This window comes from Pseudophaeobacter sp. (genome assembly GCF_048267565.1).
GTDB classification, from domain to species: Bacteria; Pseudomonadota; Alphaproteobacteria; order Rhodobacterales; family Rhodobacteraceae; genus Pseudophaeobacter; species Pseudophaeobacter profundi.
Genome location: NZ_JBLWXG010000003.1, coordinates 82,916 through 100,227, shown reverse-complemented (window position 1 = coordinate 100,227; position 17,312 = coordinate 82,916). Strand labels below are relative to the sequence as shown.

Here is a 17,312-nt window from a genome sequence, read left to right as displayed (position 1 = left end):
CGAAATGCGTTTTTTTGCAAATCTGGTCAAATTACCGCAGAAATTTACCCGCTGTTTGCGTGACAGGACGTAAAAAACCGCTAAAACGGCTTCAGCTAACTGGAAAGGAGCCAACATGGCCGATGTAAATCGGGGCAATCGCCCGCTTTCGCCACATTTGTCGATCTATCGCCCGCAGATGACCTCTATGTCCTCGATCCTCACCCGGATCACGGGCAATGCGCTTATCATCTCTGTGATGTTGATTGTCTGGTGGCTCCTCGCGGCGGCGACCTCGCCTGCCTACTTTGCCACTGCCAACGGGGTGATGACCTCTTGGTTTGGCGATATCGTGCTGGTGCTGTCGACACTGGGCGTCTGGTATCACTTTCTTGCCGGTCTGCGTCATCTCTATTTTGATGCCGGTCACGGGCTGGACATCGAGACCGCCGAAAAACTGGGTTGGGGCATGATGATCGGTTCCGTCATCCTCACCATTATTACCGTGCTTGTGGTTTAAGGAGGCAAACATGCGTTATTTGACCGCTCGTAAACGCGCCGAGGGCAAAGGGGCCGCTGGCACCGGAACCCAGCATCACTGGTACATGCAGGTAAGCGCCGTGGCGCTGGCCTTTTTGGTCCCCACCTTTCTCTATGTCGTTGGCTCTGCCATTGGTGGCACGCAGGAAGAGGTGCTGGCGACATTTGCGCGGCCCTTTCCAGCCATTCTGACGGGGCTCACGCTTTATGCTGGTGTGATGCACTTTAACAAGGGCGCGCAGATGATGATCGAAGACTATGCGCAGGGCTCTATGCGCAAGGCGCTGATCATGTTTGTGATCGGCCTGAGCTATGCCACAATCGCCACCGGGCTGTTCGCCCTGGGCAAGATCGCGCTGTAAGGGACAATAAATATGGCTGCATACGAATACGAGACGCATGACTATGACGTCGTGGTCGTGGGTGCCGGCGGGGCCGGTCTGCGCGCAACGCTTGGCATGGCGGAACAGGGGCTGCGCACCGCCTGTGTGACCAAGGTTTTCCCAACCCGGTCCCATACGGTTGCGGCACAGGGCGGCATTGCTGCCTCGCTGTCGAACATGGGTCCTGACAACTGGCAGTGGCACATGTATGACACCGTCAAGGGCTCTGACTGGCTGGGCGACACGGATGCGATGGAATACCTCGCCCGTGAAGCGCCCAAGGCGGTGTATGAACTGGAGCATTACGGCGTGCCGTTCTCGCGCACCGAAGAAGGCAAGATCTATCAGCGCCCCTTTGGTGGCCATACCACCGAATTTGGCGAAGGCCCCCCGGTGCAGCGGACCTGTGCCGCCGCCGACCGCACCGGCCACGCCATTTTGCACACGCTTTATGGTCAGTCGCTGAAGAACAACGCTGAATTCTACATCGAATATTTTGCCATCGACCTGATCATGTCGGATGAGGGCGAATGCCAGGGTGTTGTCTGCTGGAAGCTGGACGATGGCACCATGCATGTCTTCAACGCCAAGATGGTTGTGCTGGCCACTGGCGGCTATGGCCGTGCCTTCTTCTCGGCCACTTCGGCCCATACCTGCACCGGTGACGGTGGCGGTATGGTGGCGCGGGCCGGTCTGGCGCTGCAGGATATGGAATTTGTCCAGTTCCACCCCACCGGCATCTACGGCTCTGGCTGTCTGATCACCGAGGGTGCGCGCGGCGAAGGCGGCTATCTGACCAACTCTGAAGGCGAACGGTTCATGGAGCGCTACGCGCCCCAGTACAAAGACCTGGCCCCACGCGATTACGTGTCACGTTCGATGACCATGGAAATTCGCGAAGGCCGCGGCGTCGGCGAACATGGTGATCACATTCACCTGAACCTCAGCCACCTGCCACCCGAGGCCCTGGCCGAACGCCTGCCGGGTATTTCGGAAAGCGCCAAGATCTTTGCCGGTGTTGACGTCACCAAGGAACCGATCCCGGTTCTGCCAACGGTGCATTACAACATGGGCGGCATTCCGACCAACTACTGGGGTGAAGTGCTGAACCCAACCGCCGACAATCCAACCGCCGTTGTGCCTGGCCTGATGGCCGTAGGCGAAGCAGGCTGTGCCTCGGTGCATGGCGCCAACCGTCTGGGCTCCAACTCGCTGATCGACCTTGTTGTCTTTGGTCGGGCTGCTGCTATCCGGGCCGGTAAAACCGTTGACGCGGAAGCGCCAAATCCGACGCTGAACCAGGCCTCGGTCGACAAGGCCTTTGATCGCTTTGATGGGCTGCGCAACGCCAATGGCGGCATTGCCACTGCGGATCTGCGTCTGGAAATGCAGCGCACCATGCAGTCCGATGCGGCAGTGTTCCGCACTGATAAGTCGCTGAAAGAAGGCGTCGAGAAGATGACCGTGATCGCGGGCAAGATGGATGACCTCAAAGTCACCGACCGCTCGCTGGTCTGGAACTCGGATCTGATGGAAACGCTGGAACTGGCAAACCTGATGCCTAACGCCCTGGCGACGATCCATGGTGCCGAAGCCCGCCGCGAAAGCCGTGGTGCCCACGCGCATGAAGACTACAGCACGCGGGATGATGAAAACTGGCGCGTGCATACGGTCAGCCGGGTTGAGGGTGAAAAGGTTGACCTGACCTATCGCCCGGTGATCCTGGATCGGCTTACCACCGAAGACGAAGGTGGTATCAGCCTGGCCAAGATCGCGCCCAAAGCGCGGACTTTCTGATATGGCAGGGCACCGGGATATCAAACTACTGGCACTGGGCCTTGCGGCCCTGCTGCTGTCGGCCTGTGCCGAGTCTGAGGTCTCTTCGGTGCCCCTGCCATCAGATTATGCGTTGATGCCTGGGGATGCGACCCTGTGGGAAACCCTCACCCTGGATGAACAGCGGCGTGCATTGGCTTACCTCTCGGATGGGTCAACCATCCGTTCCTCTTTGGTAGAGGGGTACTGAGTTGGGCTGCGTGATGCAAAGCACGGGGGGCGTTGCCTCTTTCGGGCGGGAAGGGGGCTGTTGATGGCCATCTCTCACGCGCAGGCTTTGCCACAGGAATGGCAGGCGCTGGGGTTCACCCCAGGGCTGAGCCTGCGGGTCTTTGGCATGCGGCGGTCGGGTAATCACGCCATCCTGTCCTGGCTGCAGCGCAATGCGCCAAATCGGCGTTCGGTGTTTCTGAACAACTGCAAACCTGGCACTGACCCGTTGCAAAACTCGCGCGGGGTTGCGGTGAATGGTGCCCATGCGCCGCAGCACAAGGCCAATCGCAACATGGCCTCGGTCACGCAGGATGCTGGCGATGGCGCACTGTTCCTGGTCTCGTATGAGGACACCAGCCCGGCTGAATTTGATATCAACCGGCAGGCGTCTGGCCGTTTTGATGAGGCCCTGTTTAGCCATAATGTGCTGATCTATCGCAGCTTTCTGAATTGGTCCGCCTCTTTGCTGAAAAAGATGCAGGCCAATGACGGCTACACTCTGGTGCGTCGCAACGGCATCGTGTTGCGCACCATCGACAGCTATATTCGGCTGTTGGGACTGGTCCGGCAGGCACAGGATCTGGGGCTGGTGGCGATCTGCTATGATCGCTGGATGCGCAGTGCAGACTACCGGGCGCAGTTCCTGCAGGACCTGGGCCTGGGGCAGCATGACAACAGCCTGGGCGAGGTGCAGCACTACGGTGGCGGCTCGTCGTTTCAAAAACAAGCCAGCTCGGCGGCTGAGTTGCAGACTGATCGGCGCTGGCAGCAGATGCGCAGCGATGCGGAATTTCAGGCCATGCTGCATATGGCCGCCCGCGATGCGGCCCTGCTAGAGGAACTGGAGGCGCTGTTCCCCGAGGATGCCGCCTATCTCAAAAACGTCGCCCAGCACCAGCCTTTGCCGCAGGGGGAGGGCCTATGATTGCCGACCTCTGCGTCTCGCGCCAAACATCTGTTGCGGCTGCGGCACTATTTAAGTTTCGGAGGGGCCTCTGGGCTCAGCCGGTCCATCTGATCTCCTGTCAGCCTGGGGCCCTGGCCCTTGGTGTGGCAGGCAGCTAAGCAAGGAGAACGATCTATGGTCGAATTCGCACTTCCGAAAAATTCCAAGATCACCACGGGGAAGACGTGGCCCAAGCCCGACGGCGCGACCAATGTGCGCAAGTTCAAGATCTATCGCTGGAACCCGGACGACGGCAAGAACCCGCAGGTGGACACCTATTTCCTGGATATGGACAAATGTGGTCCGATGATCCTGGACGCGCTGATCAAGATCAAGAACGAGATTGATCCAACCCTGACCTTCCGCCGCTCCTGCCGTGAAGGCATCTGTGGTTCCTGCGCGATGAACGTCGATGGTATCAACACGCTGGCCTGTATCTACGGGCTGGATGAGGTCAAGGGCGACGTGAAAATCTACCCGCTGCCGCATATGCCAGTGGTCAAGGATCTGATCCCGGATCTGACGCATTTCTATGCTCAGCATGCGTCCATCATGCCCTGGCTGGAAACCAAAACCAATGCACCCGCCAAGGAATGGCGTCAGTCGATCGAGGACCGGAAGAAGCTTGACGGGCTGTATGAATGCGTGATGTGCGCCAGCTGCTCGACCTCTTGCCCCAGCTACTGGTGGAACGGCGACAAATACCTTGGGCCAGCTGCGTTGCTGCATGCCTATCGCTGGATCATCGACAGCCGTGATGAGGCCACGCCAGAGCGTCTGGACCAGCTGGAAGACCCTTTCAAGCTGTATCGCTGCCATACCATCATGAACTGCACCAAGACCTGCCCCAAGGGGCTGAACCCAGCCGCAGCAATTGCCCATATCAAGCATATGATGGTTGATCGCGCCGTTTGATCCGGTGCCATGGAGCTGCCTTTATAGGTTTTGAAATCGGCCCCCGGACAGCCTGCCTGTCCGGGGGTTTTGTGTTCATTGCGGCCAGATCGGCCCTGCAAACAGTGCATGGCGTGTTTGCAAGATTGGCCGGTGCAGCGCCTGCTGTCTGGGCGTATAGTGACCGCAGGGAGAGGTTTAACAACTCAGGACCGAGATGATGAAGACCGTAGACTACCTGCCAGAGATCCGCGAAACCGCCAAAGCCCGCGCCCTGCTGGACGCCTTGGATCAGGCCTGGGCCTATTACACGCCAGAGCCGCTGCCCGAGGCAAAGACTGATCAGCCCGCCAATGGTTTTGTGCCCTATTACGACGCTGCCTGATTGCAGGTAGACACTGTTTCAAAACCCTCGCGTCCTCCCTCGGTGCGGGGGTTTTTGTTTGAGCAAACTGCCTGGGCGCGCTATGGGGCGCTATGCCTATTTTGATCCTGCTTCTGATAACCGGCGTGTTTTGCTACTTTATCTATCGCCGCATGACCACCAGCCTTACGCGGGCCTGCCGTTGGCGGCAACAGCGCAGCAAGGGGCAGTGGGTATGTGGCCATTGCGGTGCCGTTCAGCCCGGTCTTGATACCCCGCGTCACTGCCGCCGTGCGCGCGATTAAGGCCTGTTGCGCAAAAGGCGGCACCGGTTTTGCGCCCCTGGAATACGCAGGGTGAATACGCTCTGGCGCTCGGCGAGATCATTTTCCAGTCGCAATCGTGGTGTCAAAATGCTGTGGACCTGCCTTATCCGGCTTGCAGTGCGCACCGGAACAGGGCCAAGTTGTGGGCAAACAGAGAAGAGGTTTCCCCATGGCTGATACTTCCCGACAGGGCCCCGCCGATGCGGCGGCGCGCCGCGCCGTCAAGCCGGTGATTTGCTATCCAAATGACAGCCTGCCGCAGCCAGATTTGGCGCTGTATCGGCAGGCGCGGGCGGGCGCGGCAAAGGTGGCCGAGGTGCTGGTTCCCCCGCGTGATGCGGCGTGTTTCGAGGTCCCGGCAGGCCAGTTCTTTCGCATCTCTTCGGTAGAGGGGGCGCAGGTTGGCGATTTGAACCTGTGGAACAGCGCCGACCTCGCAGAGCGGTTTTATTCTGGCAAGACCCGGGCGCTGCATGGCACCCATCTCACCACCGGAGAGCGGATGTGGACCAGCCTGCCCAATCTTCGCCCGATGGCCACCATCGTTGAGGACACGCTGGGCTGGTATGGCATCGATGCCTATGGCGGCTCGGTGCATGATGTCATTGGCACCCGCTGTGATCCCTATACCGGCAATCTATTGGCGGGCAGCCAGTACCATCACTGTTGCCATTCGAACCTGACCCGCGCCCTGGCCGATCATACAGGCCTAAGCCTGGCTGAGGCAGAACCCTATGTGCATGATGTGTTGAATGTTTTCATGTGCACCGGATTTACCCGTGACACCGGCCAGTACTTCATGAAGCAAAGCCCGGTGCGCCCCGGTGATTATCTTGAGTTCTTTGCCGAAATCCCGCTGCTGGGGGCGCTGAGCGCCTGCCCGGGCGGTGACTGCGCGGAGCAGCATTCTAGCGACACTGCCGCCTGTTACCCGCTGCTGGTAGAGGTCTTTGCGCCCCAGGATGGCGCGCTGGATGGCTGGCGAAGCCCGGCGCGCAATGGCTATGATCAAAGCCACGGAAGGTAATACAGGGCAATCTATGCAAAAGGCGGCCTTGAAGCGGGCCGCCTTTATCCTGTCCAATACTGGGCCCGCGTGGGGCGCCTCTGTCAAGGCCGGTTAGGCGAAGGCGGCTTCCAGCGCGATTTCGACCATATCGCCAAAACTACGTTCGCGCTGGTCGGCAGGCAGTGCTTCACCGGTGCCCAGGTGGTCGGAAACCGTTAGCACCGCCAAGGCGCGGCATTGATAGCGTGCCGCCAGCGTGTAAAGTTCAGCCGCTTCCATCTCGACGCCAAGGATGCCGTGCCGGACCATTTGTTCGTTCAGGTCGGCACGTTCATCATAAAAGGTATCAGACGAATAGATACCGCCCACATGGGTGCCGATACTGCGCGATTGCGCGGCCTGTGCCGCCGCGTGCAATAGCGACCAATCCGCCACCGGCGCAAAATTCAATTCCTTGAAAATACTCTGCGAGGGGGATCCAACGGTGGTGGCAGTCATTGCCAGAATGACATCGCGCAGTTTCACCTGCGGCTGCATGCCACCACAGGATCCAATACGAATAAGCGTTTTGGCCCCAAAATCGCGGATCAATTCATTAGCATAAATGGAAAGAGAGGGCATTCCCATGCCACTCCCTTGGATTGTGACGCGATGGCCATTCCAACTGCCTGTGTAACCCAGCATTCCGCGGGTTTCATTTACCAGCTTGGCCTCTTGCAGAAAGGTCTCTGCGGCCCATTTGGCGCGATAGGGATCGCCCGGCATAAGAACCGTTTCAGCGATATCACCCTTTTGGGCGCCGATATGAATGGTCATTGTTTTCTCCAGTCCGGATTCAGATTTCCAGGTCAGAGATATCCATACCAGAGGAGATAGCGGAATGCACCCAATGAGGTTTACGACCCCGGCCGCTCCAGGTTTCGTCTGGGTTGTGCGGGTTGCGATATTTTGCAGCGGCTTTTTGCTTCTTGCCACTGGCCCGATTGGGGCCGGTGATTTCATCAAGTGAAAAACCATACTTGGCTGCCGCGTCTTCGGCTGCCTTAATGGCTTCTTTTCGCTCGCGTTGCTCTGCGTCTTTCAGGGCAGAATCAATGCCCTTTCTAAGCTCAAGCAATTCTTTGCGAGACATTTTTGAAAGGTCAGGGCTCATTTTGATACTCCAGATTGGCACGCCAGACATATTTCTTTGTCCGGCACTCTTTAATGCTAAGCATAACTGCAATTGCCAGAGTAATATTCAAATAAATTAGCCGTATTTGCAAAAAGAGCAGAATTACGCCGTCTTTGAGGGGTACGATAGTTCGACAATATCCGCCATGATTGTGTTCAGTTCAAAATCCTTGGGGGTGTAAACGCGCGATACGCCCATCTGGTTCAGCTTTTCGGCGTCATCGTCGGGGATGATGCCGCCAACCACGACGGGAATATGTCCAAGGTTTGCCTCGCGCATGCGCTGCATCAGTTCTTCCACCAGTGGCATGTGGCTGCCGGATAGGATCGACAGCCCGACCACATGGGCACCATCATCTTGGGCCTGGGCAACCAGCTCTTCAGGGGTCATGCGGATGCCATTATAGGTGATGTCCATGCCACAGTCGCGGGCACGAAAGGCAATTTGCTCGGCGCCGTTGGAATGGCCGTCAAGACCGGGCTTGCCAACCACGAATTTCAACCTACGGCCGAGTTTATCCGACACCGCGTTGACCGCCTCGCGGAGGTCATCCAGACCTTCGGTCTTGTTTGAAGGCGAGCCGGAAACCCCGGTGGGGCCGCGATAGGTGCCGTGAACCCGGCGCATTTCCTCTGCCCATTCGCCCGTGGTGACACCGGCCTTTGCCGCCGCAATCGACGCGGGCATGATATTGTCGCCTGCGCGCGCGGCAGCGCGCAGATCGGCGAGGGCGGTTGCAACGGCATCCGCGTCACGGGCCTGCCGCCAGGCGTTCAGCCGCGTGATCTGTTCCTGTTCAACCGCAGGGTCCACCACCATGATACCGCCGTCTTCAGTTTGCAGCGGCGATGGCTCACCTTCTGTCCAGCTGTTTACCCCAACCACCACGGTTTCATTGCGCTCGATCCGATTCAGCCGTTCGGCGTTGGAATCGACCAGCCGCGATTTCATATAGTCGATAGAAGCGACCGCCCCACCCATAGACTGTAGGTTGGCAAGCTCGGCACGGGCGTCGTCTTTCAGCGTCTGGACCTTTCTGTCGACGGCCGGGTTGCCTTCAAACAGGTCTTCATATTCCAGGAGGTCGGTTTCATAGGCCAGGATCTGCTGCATCCGCATCGACCATTGCTGATCCCAGGGGCGGGGCAGGCCCAGGGCTTCGTTCCAGGCGGGCAACTGCACGGCGCGGGCACGGGCCTTTTTCGACAGGGTCACCGCCAGCATTTCAATCAGGATGCGATAGACATTGTTTTCCGGCTGCTGTTCCGTCAGCCCCAGTGAATTCACCTGCACCCCATAGCGGAAGCGGCGGAACTTGGGGTTTTCAACGCCATATCGATCCCGGCAGATTTCATCCCACAGATCGACAAAGGCGCGCATTTTGCACATCTCGGTAACAAAGCGGATGCCGGCATTCACAAAGAATGAAATCCGCCCAACCATGGCCGGGAAATCCTCTGGCGCGATCCGGGGCTGCAATTCATCCAGCACCGCCTGCGCTGTAGCCAGGGCAAAGGCCAGCTCCTGTTCTGGCGTGGCACCGGCCTCTTGCAGGTGGTAGGAACAGACGTTCATCGGGTTCCACTTTGGCACATGCGTATAGCAGTATTCGGCCACATCCGCGATCATCTTGAGGCTGGGCGCAGGCGGGCAGATATAGGTGCCGCGGCTCAGATATTCCTTGATCAGATCGTTTTGCACCGTGCCTTGTAGCTTGGAAATATCTGCGCCCTGTTCTTCGGCGGCAGCAATATAGAGAGAGAGCAGCCAGGGCGCGGTGGCATTGATGGTCATTGAGGTATTCATCTGGTCGAGCGGTATCTGGTCAAACAGGCTGCGCATATCGCCCAGATGCCCAACGGGAACGCCCACCTTGCCCACTTCGCCACGGGCCAGAACATGGTCACTGTCGTATCCTGTCTGGGTCGGCAGATCGAAGGCGACCGACAGACCGGTCTGCCCTTTGGCCAGATTCGCCCGGTAGAGCGCATTCGAGGCCTCGGCAGTGGAGTGGCCAGCATAGGTTCGGATCAGCCAGGGGCGATCGGTTTTGCGGTCATTCTGCATCTGCGACATGGGGCGCCTCGCGGGTTTGCTTTGGTAATTATGTTTCGCTCAACAGATCTAAACTGCAATTTTCAACCCTTGTCAATTCGCTGCGTTGCGGCGAAATGGTCCCAAGCCCAAAAAAGCGCGCCGCTGCGATAGGCAGGGGCGCGCTTTAGATCACATTGCAACGGGCACCAGCGGCGGCTGGTTGTGCATTCAGCTGTAGGTATAGGTGCCGATCTTGCACACATTTATGTCCTTGGCGACCAGAACGTCGTCGTCATCAAAAACGGCCCGAAAGTTAAATTTGCAATAGTCGGTGCCATCGCCAAAACCGATGCGAACCGACTGGCCAGGGCGCAGTACATCGCGACCGAGAATGTCTTCTTCCCATGACTCTGTCCCCTTATTCGAGCCATAGAATCGCATAATTGTGTAATTGGTATCATTGGCTGTTGCGTCCTTGGGAGGCGGGCGTTTACCCCCGCTGAAATTGCTATAGGCTTGGTGCATGACGCGTAGTGTTGAACTCCCGCTTTGGCTATTGGTGCTGATCCTGCTTTTTGCGGCGGTCACCTTTGCCTCTCATTTTCTGTTTCCATCGGTACGCTGGTTCTTTCGTCGTCGCTTTGAACGTGCGGTGACGCGGATCAACAGGCGGTTGCAACGACCAATCGAACCGTTCAAGCTGACCAGGCGTTACGATATGATCCAGCGGCTGATCTATGATCCCGAGGTGGCACAGGCCGTCGCGCGCCATGCCTCTGATCACGGCATTCCCGACAATGTGGCCTTTGAACAGGCGCGCCGATATGCCCGCGAAATTGTTCCCTCTTTTTCCGCTTTTGCCTATTTTGGCCTGGCCATCGGGGCTGCGCGCTGGCTGTCCAATGCGATTTACCGGGTGCGGCTGGGCTATCAGGATAAGGCGGCATTGCAGCAGCTGGATCCTGATGCGACGCTGATCTTTGTGATGAACCACCGTTCCAACATGGATTACGTGCTGGTGACCTATCTGGCGGCGCGGCGTTCGGCGCTGTCTTATGCGGTGGGGGAATGGGCACGGGTTTGGCCTCTGTCGCGGCTGATCCGGGCGATGGGGGCCTATTTCATCCGCCGCAAGTCGCGCGACGATCTGTATCGCCGGGTGCTTGCCACCTATATTCGCCTGGCGACCCAGGGCGGGGCGACGCAGGCGATATTTCCCGAAGGCGGGCTGAGCCTGGATGGTGCCCTGGCGCCGCCGCGACTGGGGCTGTTGAAGTATATTGTCGAGGCCGGGGCGCGGGACCCGCAGGGGCGGGATGTGGTCTTTGTGCCTGTGGCGCTGAACTATGATTGGGTGCTTGAAGATCGCATCCTAACGTCGGCAGCCCGCGCCGGAGAGCGCCGTTTCAAGGCTCGGATAGGGGTGGTCATGGCGCGGATCCTGCGTCAGTTCTGGCTGTGGGTTACCGGGCGCTACCACCGTTTTGGCCATGCGGCGGTGGTCTTTGGTCGCCCGCTGAGCCTGCGTGACTTTGCCAAGAGCACCCAGGCCGGGGACCCCAGTGATAATCCTGCGGCGGGACCGGCAGAGCCGCAGGCAGAGGAGGGCGGCCTCACCCCTTTGCTGGCGCAGGAACTGTTGTCGCGCATTGGCGCAGCCGTGCCGGTGCTGCCGGTCCCGATGGCGGCCTGGCTGTTGCTTCGCCACGGTGCCATGAGCGCGGAGTTGCTGACACATCATATGAAACAACTGGAAAGTCAGATGGCGCCGGTCAGCGCACAGCATCACAGCCTGAGCCTGGATTCCGCCGGACAAGAGGCGATCCGCATTCTGCTGATGCGTGGCTTGGTGGTGCGCGAAAAGGGGCAGTTGGTGCCGGTACGGGCCAAACGCGAGTTGCTGGTCTACTATGCGAATTCTATCGCGCATCTGGTCCCCCAGGCGCCATTGGGCCTGGGAGAGGGCCGGGATGCTGCGAGTGCAAGGGGTGTTTCTGCATCCGCAAAGTCATAAAATTACAATATTGAGCCAAATGGGGTTGCAATATTGCTTGGCAATTTTTATCCATCAGGTAGCAGCCGCGATTCTGCATCGCAGCAATGACCCTTGGAAATGGAGGCCACCATGGCTTTGGACACACAGACCGGACCGCTGTCTTACGAGGCTCCTGAGAAAGATCTTTATGAGCTCGGTGAAATGCCGCCCATGGGATATGTCCCCAAGTCGATGTACGCTTGGGCCATCCGCAAAGAGCGCCACGGCGAACCCGATAGCGCCATGTTGCAAGAGGTGGTGGAGGTGCCAGAGATCGACAGCCATGATGTGCTGGTTCTGGTGATGGCCGCTGGGGTTAACTACAATGGTGTCTGGGCCGCGCTGGGTAAGCCGATTTCTCCGTTTGATGGTCACAAGGCCCCCTATCACATTGCCGGATCGGATGCGGCGGGCATCGTCTGGGCGGTTGGTGACAAGGTCAAACGCTGGAAAGTCGGCGATGAGGTGGTGATCCACTGCAATCAGGACGATGGCGACGACGAAGAATGCAATGGTGGCGATCCGATGTATTCGCCCAGCCAACGGATTTGGGGCTATGAAACACCGGATGGGTCGTTTTCGCAGTTCACCCGCGTCCAGGCGCAGCAGCTGATGCCGCGGCCCAAGCATCTGACCTGGGAAGAAAGCGCCTGCTACACCCTGACGCTGGCAACTGCCTACCGGATGTTGTTCGGTCATGAACCCCATGATTTGAAGCCGGGCCAGAACGTGCTGGTCTGGGGCGCTTCGGGGGGGCTTGGTTCTTATGCGATCCAGTTGATCAATACGGCTGGTGCCAATGCCATCGGGGTGATTTCAGATGAAAGCAAGCGTGATTTCGTGATGGGGCTGGGCGCCAAGGGCGTGCTGAACCGCAAGGATTTCAAATGCTGGGGGCAAATGCCCACCGTGAACACCCCGGAATATGCCGCCTGGTTCAAAGAGGCGCGCAAATTTGGCGCCGCCATCTGGGACATCACAGGCAAGGGCAACAATGTCGATATGGTGTTTGAACACCCCGGCGAGGCGACTTTCCCGGTTTCGACCTTCGTGTGCAAAAAGGGCGGCATGGTGGTGATCTGCGCCGGGACGTCCGGCTTCAACCTGACCTTTGATGTCCGCTATATGTGGATGCATCAGAAACGCCTTCAGGGCTCGCACTTTGCCCATTTGAAACAGGCCGCTGCCGCCAACAAACTGATGGTTGAACGCCGGTTGGATCCTTGTATGTCCGAAGTCTTTGCCTGGGCTGATCTGCCTGGCGCACATATGAAGATGCTGCGGAATGAACATAAGCCCGGCAATATGTCGGTTCTGGTTCAGGCACCCAAGACCGGGCTGCGCACGTTGGAGGATGTGCTGGAGGCCGGCAAATAGGGCTGAAACCCTGGTTGGGCCTGTCCACGCGATAGATCTGGCCTGCCGCCAACATCTGGCCTGTGGTTGAAACCGGGCGCCGCCTTTCCTGCTATGCGGGGGAGTGCGGCGCCTTGGCATCGTTTAGAGGCAGGGCAGGTATAAAAACCAGCGGCCGCGCAGGATTCCGTTGACCTGGTCCCTTTTAGTGCAGCAAAAACGTCAGGAATGGGCGGCTTTTGCTTTGCCCTGGCATTTGGCGTGTGTTTCACCGCCCTGCCGTTTTCAAATGATGGGCATTTAGACCGATGGCGACCAACACGGAATTGGACGAAATACTCGAGGCACTGGAGGCAACCACAGCCCTGCCTGGGCTGCAGGCGATCATCGATAGAATCTGTTCCGTTTTTGCGATTGACCATGCCATGTATCACTGGGTCGACAGCGCCGGGGACCATTATTATTTTGGCACCTACCCGCCAGAGTGGACGCAGCTGTATCAGGAGAAGAACTACACGCGCATAGATCCGGTTGTGACGGGTTGCTACCAGCGGTTTCACCCGGTGGATTGGCGTCGTCTTGACTGGTCGCCCAAACCGGTCCGCGAATTTTTCAAGGATGCAATGGAACACGGGGTGGGCAATCAGGGCTATTCGATTCCCATTCGTGGCCCCAATGGCCAGTTTGCGCTGTTCTCGGTTAGTCACCACAGCGATGGTGCTCATTGGGATAAGTTTACCGAACAGCACAGCCGAGATCTGATATTGATCGGGCATTTCCTGAACCGCAAGGCGCTGGAGTTTGAACCGGACCGTGCACCGGAGAAAGCCCAGCCGCTGTCGCCGCGCGAATTGGACGCGCTGACCCTGCTGGGAATTGGTTATAGCCGGGCGCAGGTGGCCCAGACCCTGTCGATTTCCGAGCATACGCTGCGGGTCTATATCGAAAGTGCGCGCTTTAAGCTGGGGGCATTGAACACAACCCATGCAATTGCGCGCGCGGTGAGCTGTGGCATGGTCATTATCTAACGCCTGATTTCAACCGCTTGCGCGCTTGAAGCCCTGTCGGACCTCTCTTGTGGCTTGGGGGGACTCGCTTGGCGCGCGTAGACTCCCCTTGCATTTCTAGCAAAAGGGGACAAATGCTATGCTTCGTTATATCTATGCCGATGACTTGAACGCCCATGCCAAACTGGCACATGCGATGTTTGTTGACCGGGCAGATCAGTTTCAAACCCGGCTGGGCTGGGACGTTCAGGTCGATTACAATGGCGAAGAACGTGACCAGTACGATGCGCTCAACCCGCTTTATGTTATCTGGGAAATGCCGGATGGCAGTCATGGTGGCTCTATGCGGTTTTTGCCGACAACCGGGCCGGTCATGGTCAATGACGTCTTTCCAGAACTTACCGGCGGCAATCCGATTTCAAGCCCGCTGATCTGGGAATGTACCCGATTTTGCCTGTCGCGCGACGCCAGTGGCTCGGTTGCTGGGGCGCTGACGCTGGCGGGGTTGGAAATCATGCGCAACCTGGCCATTCCGCATTTTGCCGGGGTGTTCGATCGCCGCATGGTACGGATCTATCGCAGTCTTGGTTTCAGTCCGGAAATCATCAACTCTATGGGGGCCGGGCGCGACCGTATCAGCCTGGGGCTGTGGGAATACAACGTGCAGGCCTATCACCGGGTGGCGCAGCGGGCAGGGGTCTCGCCGCAGCTCTCGCAGCGGTGGTTTGATCTGTCCCTTGGTTCTACGGTCAACCCCTTGCAGCTGCGCCACGCCGGCTGACAAGCTGCGAAGATCGGGATCCTGCGGGTCGGTTGCGCTGGCGCAGCCGACCCCGGCGTTATAGGGTCGCGCCATGACAGATTTGACCGTAAAATTCTCCGATGATCAGGCCTCTGCCTTTGACAGTGTCGCCGCCCTGTTGCGTCAGGCGGGGGTCGATCTTGAGGATGGTTTGCTGCAGCCCCCCATGGGCGAGGCAGGGGTCATGGCGGTGATTGGCAAGGCCGGGTCGGGCAAGACGCTTTTGCTGGCGGAATTGTATAAAACGCTGGAAGGCGCAGGGGTCGAGGTGGTCTCTGGCGAATACGAAAGTCGTAAAAAGACTGGTCGCCGCAGTCTGGCGATTCTGGCCCCCACCAACAAGGCGGCAAGCGTGCTGCGCCTGCGCGGGGTGCCAGCCACCACCATTCACCGCATCCTTTATACGCCGGTCTATGATCCCGAATATGAACGGGTTGCCGAATGGCTGGCGGGCAATGGCGAAAAGCCAGAAATCGAAGGGCTGAGCGAAGAGGCCCTGGCCCGCGCCGCGGCCTTTTATGCAACCAATAAATCCATTCCCGGTGCCCTGGCAGTGGCGGGGCTGCGTGGGTCTGATTTCATCACTGGCTGGAAGCGCCGCGAAGATCCGCTTGATATCGGTTTTGTCGATGAGGCCTCGATGCTGGATGATCGCCAGTTTGAAGATCTGAAAGAGATCTTTCCAAATCTGGTGCTCTTTGGGGATCCGGCGCAGCTGGCACCGGTCAATCAATCTGGCTCTATGGTGTTTGAAACCCTGCCACCCGCCCGCCAGTTGGTGTTGCATCGGGTGCACCGCCAAGAGGCGGATAACCCGATTCTGGATCTGGCCCATGCTCTGGCGGACCCGGCGCTGAGCTTTGAAGATTTCGAGCGCATGATCGAAGAGACCGCAGCCCGTGATGACCGGGTGGTCTGGGGCAGCCGGGTCGAGGTGGACCTGATGGCGCGCAGCCCGGTGCTGGTTTGGCGCAATGCCACCCGTATTCGCCTGATCAATGCCTTTCGCGCCGTGCATGGTGCCCCCGCCGATGCCCTGGCCGAAGGGGAACCCTTGATCTGTGATGGTCTTGAATTGCCCCTGAAGCATCGGAAAAAGCGGCTTGACCTGGAGGCGCGCGGCCTGATCAAGGGGGCGCAGGTGGTCTATCTTGGGCCGGGGCGCAAGCCGGGGTTTTCACGCCTGCATGTGATGGGGGCCGAGGATCCGCAGGTTTCCGCCGCTTCGATCGTCAAGATCGAAATGCCGGACGAGGAAGAGCCCTTTATTCCCTATGCGGCCCGTATGGGCGCCACCTTCCTGCATGGGGCGGCGGTGACCATCCACAAGGCCCAGGGTTCTCAGTGGGATACCACCCAGGTCTTTGCACCGGATATCTATGCCGCAGCGCGCATGGGCCGGGTTGAGGCGGGGCAGCCGCTGTGGAAACGTCTGGCCTATGTGGCGATCACGCGAGCACAGGAACGCCTGATCTGGGTGGTGCGCAACCGCCTGTCCAAGCCAACAGGCCCGCTGCGGGTCGATGATCTGAAGGCCGCCCCGGCTGCTGCCTTGACCCTGGAAATGCAAGAAGAGGCACCACTATGAGCCAAGAGATATCGGCAAAGTCCATTCTGATCACTGGGGCCAGTTCTGGCATTGGGCGGGCGGTGGCAGAGCTATGCCTGAGCAAGGGCTGGCATGTGGGATTATTGGCGCGCCGTCAATCAGCGCTGGAAGAGGTGGCCATGGGGCATATCAACGCGACGGTGCTCTCGGCGGATGTAACCGATGCCACGGCGGTGGATCATGCGGTCAATCACTTTGTCATGCAGACCGGGCGTCTGGATGTCTTGTTCAACAATGCCGGGATCTTTACCCCGGCTGGCACCATTGATGAAATCGCGCTGGAAGATTGGTATGCCAGCGTCAATGTGAACCTTAACGGCATGTTTCTGGCAGCCCGGGCGGCCTTTCGCCAGATGCGGCGGCAGTCGCCCCAGGGCGGGCGGATCATCAACAATGGATCCATTGCCGCCCAGGTGCCCCGGCCCAATTCGGCGCCCTATGCGGCGACAAAATCCGCCATTACCGGCCTCACCCGGAGCCTGTCCCTGGATGGGCGCGCCTTTGATATTGCCTGTGGCCAGATTGACATCGGCAATGCCCGCACCCCCATGGTTGAAGATCTAAGCGCCCGCCAGGCGGTGACCGATCCGCAAGGTAGCCCGATGCAGAGCTTTGCGGTGGAAGACGCCGCCCGTTCGGTGCTGCACATGGCAGAGCTGCCACCAGAGGCCAATGTGCAGTTCATGACAGTGATGGCCACCAAAATGCCCTATATCGGTCGCGGCTGAGCCACGCGCCCTTGGGCACCTGCCTTGGGCCCGAGGGCTCTCCCGCCCAGCTGCAAAGCCCTGTCGGGCATGTC

General features: G+C 58.8%; 18 protein-coding genes. 14 read left to right on the top strand and 4 right to left on the bottom strand.

The annotated features are described in order from the left end of the window. Positions 1 to 115 precede the first annotated feature (115 nt). The 8 genes from sdhC to ACN0VH_RS08955 all read left to right on the top strand — a co-directional run bounded on the left by sdhC (position 116) and on the right by ACN0VH_RS08955 (position 6,508). Complete coding sequence (gene sdhC / locus ACN0VH_RS08990; protein WP_278923222.1) at positions 116 to 499, top strand: succinate dehydrogenase, cytochrome b556 subunit; 384 nt, start codon at positions 116 to 118, stop codon at positions 497 to 499. Between the two features lie 10 nt (positions 500 to 509). Next, a complete protein-coding gene (gene sdhD / locus ACN0VH_RS08985; protein ID WP_278923221.1) occupies positions 510 to 881 on the top strand; it encodes a succinate dehydrogenase, hydrophobic membrane anchor protein in 372 nt (123 codons plus the stop codon). Between the two features lie 12 nt (positions 882 to 893). Continuing rightward, complete coding sequence (sdhA, locus tag ACN0VH_RS08980) at positions 894 to 2,699, top strand: succinate dehydrogenase flavoprotein subunit (RefSeq protein ID WP_278923220.1); 1,806 nt, start codon at positions 894 to 896, stop codon at positions 2,697 to 2,699. Between the two features lies 1 nt (position 2,700). After that, a complete protein-coding gene (locus ACN0VH_RS08975; protein WP_278923219.1) occupies positions 2,701 to 2,928 on the top strand; it encodes a hypothetical protein in 228 nt (75 codons plus the stop codon). Between the two features lie 63 nt (positions 2,929 to 2,991). After that, positions 2,992 to 3,876 (top strand): hypothetical protein, encoded by an 885-nt coding sequence (locus ACN0VH_RS08970; protein WP_278923218.1) that lies wholly within the window; start codon positions 2,992 to 2,994, stop codon positions 3,874 to 3,876. Between the two features lie 156 nt (positions 3,877 to 4,032). After that, positions 4,033 to 4,812, top strand: a complete 780-nt coding sequence (locus ACN0VH_RS08965) for a succinate dehydrogenase iron-sulfur subunit (RefSeq protein ID WP_278923217.1) — start codon at positions 4,033 to 4,035, stop codon at positions 4,810 to 4,812. 199 nt (positions 4,813 to 5,011) lie between these two features. Further along, positions 5,012 to 5,176, top strand: coding sequence for a hypothetical protein (locus ACN0VH_RS08960; protein ID WP_278923216.1), 165 nt, complete (start codon positions 5,012 to 5,014; stop codon positions 5,174 to 5,176). A gap of 474 nt (positions 5,177 to 5,650) precedes the next feature. Then, a complete protein-coding gene (locus tag ACN0VH_RS08955; protein WP_417700403.1) occupies positions 5,651 to 6,508 on the top strand; it encodes an urea carboxylase-associated family protein in 858 nt (285 codons plus the stop codon). Positions 6,509 to 6,601: 93 nt separating this feature from the next. Here the strand turns inward: ACN0VH_RS08955 and deoD are convergent, their stop codons facing one another. From deoD to ACN0VH_RS08935, 4 genes are all read right to left on the bottom strand, one after another. After that, positions 6,602 to 7,306, bottom strand: a complete 705-nt coding sequence (gene deoD, locus ACN0VH_RS08950) for a purine-nucleoside phosphorylase (protein ID WP_278923214.1) — start codon at positions 7,304 to 7,306, stop codon at positions 6,602 to 6,604. A gap of 19 nt (positions 7,307 to 7,325) precedes the next feature. Continuing rightward, positions 7,326 to 7,643: an H-NS histone family protein gene (locus tag ACN0VH_RS08945; protein ID WP_278923213.1), complete on the bottom strand. Its 318-nt coding sequence runs from the start codon at positions 7,641 to 7,643 to the stop codon at positions 7,326 to 7,328. Positions 7,644 to 7,766: 123 nt separating this feature from the next. Next, complete coding sequence (locus tag ACN0VH_RS08940) at positions 7,767 to 9,740, bottom strand: methylmalonyl-CoA mutase family protein (RefSeq protein ID WP_417700401.1); 1,974 nt, start codon at positions 9,738 to 9,740, stop codon at positions 7,767 to 7,769. Between the two features lie 189 nt (positions 9,741 to 9,929). Continuing rightward, complete coding sequence (locus ACN0VH_RS08935) at positions 9,930 to 10,142, bottom strand: hypothetical protein (RefSeq protein WP_417700399.1); 213 nt, start codon at positions 10,140 to 10,142, stop codon at positions 9,930 to 9,932. 82 nt (positions 10,143 to 10,224) lie between these two features. Here ACN0VH_RS08935 and ACN0VH_RS08930 point away from each other — a divergent pair, with 82 nt between their 5' ends. The 6 genes from ACN0VH_RS08930 (at position 10,225) to ACN0VH_RS08905 (ending at position 17,238) form a co-directional block, all read left to right on the top strand. Continuing rightward, positions 10,225 to 11,715 carry a 1-acyl-sn-glycerol-3-phosphate acyltransferase gene (locus ACN0VH_RS08930; RefSeq protein WP_417700398.1) on the top strand — a complete coding sequence of 497 codons (1,491 nt, stop codon included), beginning with the start codon at positions 10,225 to 10,227 and terminating at the stop codon, positions 11,713 to 11,715. Between the two features lie 111 nt (positions 11,716 to 11,826). Next, positions 11,827 to 13,113, top strand: a complete 1,287-nt coding sequence (ccrA, locus tag ACN0VH_RS08925) for a crotonyl-CoA carboxylase/reductase (protein WP_417700397.1) — start codon at positions 11,827 to 11,829, stop codon at positions 13,111 to 13,113. Positions 13,114 to 13,400: 287 nt separating this feature from the next. After that, positions 13,401 to 14,120: a helix-turn-helix transcriptional regulator gene (locus ACN0VH_RS08920; protein ID WP_278923209.1), complete on the top strand. Its 720-nt coding sequence runs from the start codon at positions 13,401 to 13,403 to the stop codon at positions 14,118 to 14,120. A 118-nt stretch (positions 14,121 to 14,238) separates the two neighbouring features. Continuing rightward, positions 14,239 to 14,880, top strand: coding sequence for an acyl-homoserine-lactone synthase (locus ACN0VH_RS08915; protein ID WP_278923208.1), 642 nt, complete (start codon positions 14,239 to 14,241; stop codon positions 14,878 to 14,880). A 73-nt stretch (positions 14,881 to 14,953) separates the two neighbouring features. Further along, on the top strand, positions 14,954 to 16,489 hold the full coding sequence (locus ACN0VH_RS08910) for an ATP-dependent DNA helicase (RefSeq protein WP_278923207.1): 1,536 nt from the start codon (positions 14,954 to 14,956) through the stop codon (positions 16,487 to 16,489). Further along, the gene (locus ACN0VH_RS08905; protein WP_417700395.1) at positions 16,486 to 17,238 is read left to right on the top strand and encodes an SDR family oxidoreductase; all 753 of its coding nucleotides are present in this window, start codon (positions 16,486 to 16,488) and stop codon (positions 17,236 to 17,238) included. Before ACN0VH_RS08910 ends, ACN0VH_RS08905 begins: the two co-directional genes overlap by 4 nt. The last annotated feature ends 74 nt before the right edge of the window (positions 17,239 to 17,312 follow it).

Bases quoted from the DNA above. Each gene is read 5' to 3' on its own strand.
- sdhC (WP_278923222.1), top strand. From the start codon at position 116: ATGGCCGATGTAAATCGGGGCAATCGCCCGCTTTCGCCACATTTGTCG.
- sdhD (WP_278923221.1), top strand. From the start codon at position 510: ATGCGTTATTTGACCGCTCGTAAACGCGCCGAGGGCAAAGGGGCCGCT.
- sdhA (WP_278923220.1), top strand. From the start codon at position 894: ATGGCTGCATACGAATACGAGACGCATGACTATGACGTCGTGGTCGTG.
- ACN0VH_RS08975 (WP_278923219.1), top strand. From the start codon at position 2,701: ATGGCAGGGCACCGGGATATCAAACTACTGGCACTGGGCCTTGCGGCC.
- ACN0VH_RS08970 (WP_278923218.1), top strand. From the start codon at position 2,992: ATGGCCATCTCTCACGCGCAGGCTTTGCCACAGGAATGGCAGGCGCTG.
- ACN0VH_RS08965 (WP_278923217.1), top strand. From the start codon at position 4,033: ATGGTCGAATTCGCACTTCCGAAAAATTCCAAGATCACCACGGGGAAG.
- ACN0VH_RS08960 (WP_278923216.1), top strand. From the start codon at position 5,012: ATGAAGACCGTAGACTACCTGCCAGAGATCCGCGAAACCGCCAAAGCC.
- ACN0VH_RS08955 (WP_417700403.1), top strand. From the start codon at position 5,651: ATGGCTGATACTTCCCGACAGGGCCCCGCCGATGCGGCGGCGCGCCGC.
- deoD (WP_278923214.1), bottom strand. From the start codon at position 7,306: ATGACCATTCATATCGGCGCCCAAAAGGGTGATATCGCTGAAACGGTT.
- ACN0VH_RS08945 (WP_278923213.1), bottom strand. From the start codon at position 7,643: ATGAGCCCTGACCTTTCAAAAATGTCTCGCAAAGAATTGCTTGAGCTT.
- ACN0VH_RS08940 (WP_417700401.1), bottom strand. From the start codon at position 9,740: ATGTCGCAGATGCAGAATGACCGCAAAACCGATCGCCCCTGGCTGATC.
- ACN0VH_RS08935 (WP_417700399.1), bottom strand. From the start codon at position 10,142: ATGCGATTCTATGGCTCGAATAAGGGGACAGAGTCATGGGAAGAAGAC.
- ACN0VH_RS08930 (WP_417700398.1), top strand. From the start codon at position 10,225: ATGACGCGTAGTGTTGAACTCCCGCTTTGGCTATTGGTGCTGATCCTG.
- ccrA (WP_417700397.1), top strand. From the start codon at position 11,827: ATGGCTTTGGACACACAGACCGGACCGCTGTCTTACGAGGCTCCTGAG.
- ACN0VH_RS08920 (WP_278923209.1), top strand. From the start codon at position 13,401: ATGGCGACCAACACGGAATTGGACGAAATACTCGAGGCACTGGAGGCA.
- ACN0VH_RS08915 (WP_278923208.1), top strand. From the start codon at position 14,239: ATGCTTCGTTATATCTATGCCGATGACTTGAACGCCCATGCCAAACTG.
- ACN0VH_RS08910 (WP_278923207.1), top strand. From the start codon at position 14,954: ATGACAGATTTGACCGTAAAATTCTCCGATGATCAGGCCTCTGCCTTT.
- ACN0VH_RS08905 (WP_417700395.1), top strand. From the start codon at position 16,486: ATGAGCCAAGAGATATCGGCAAAGTCCATTCTGATCACTGGGGCCAGT.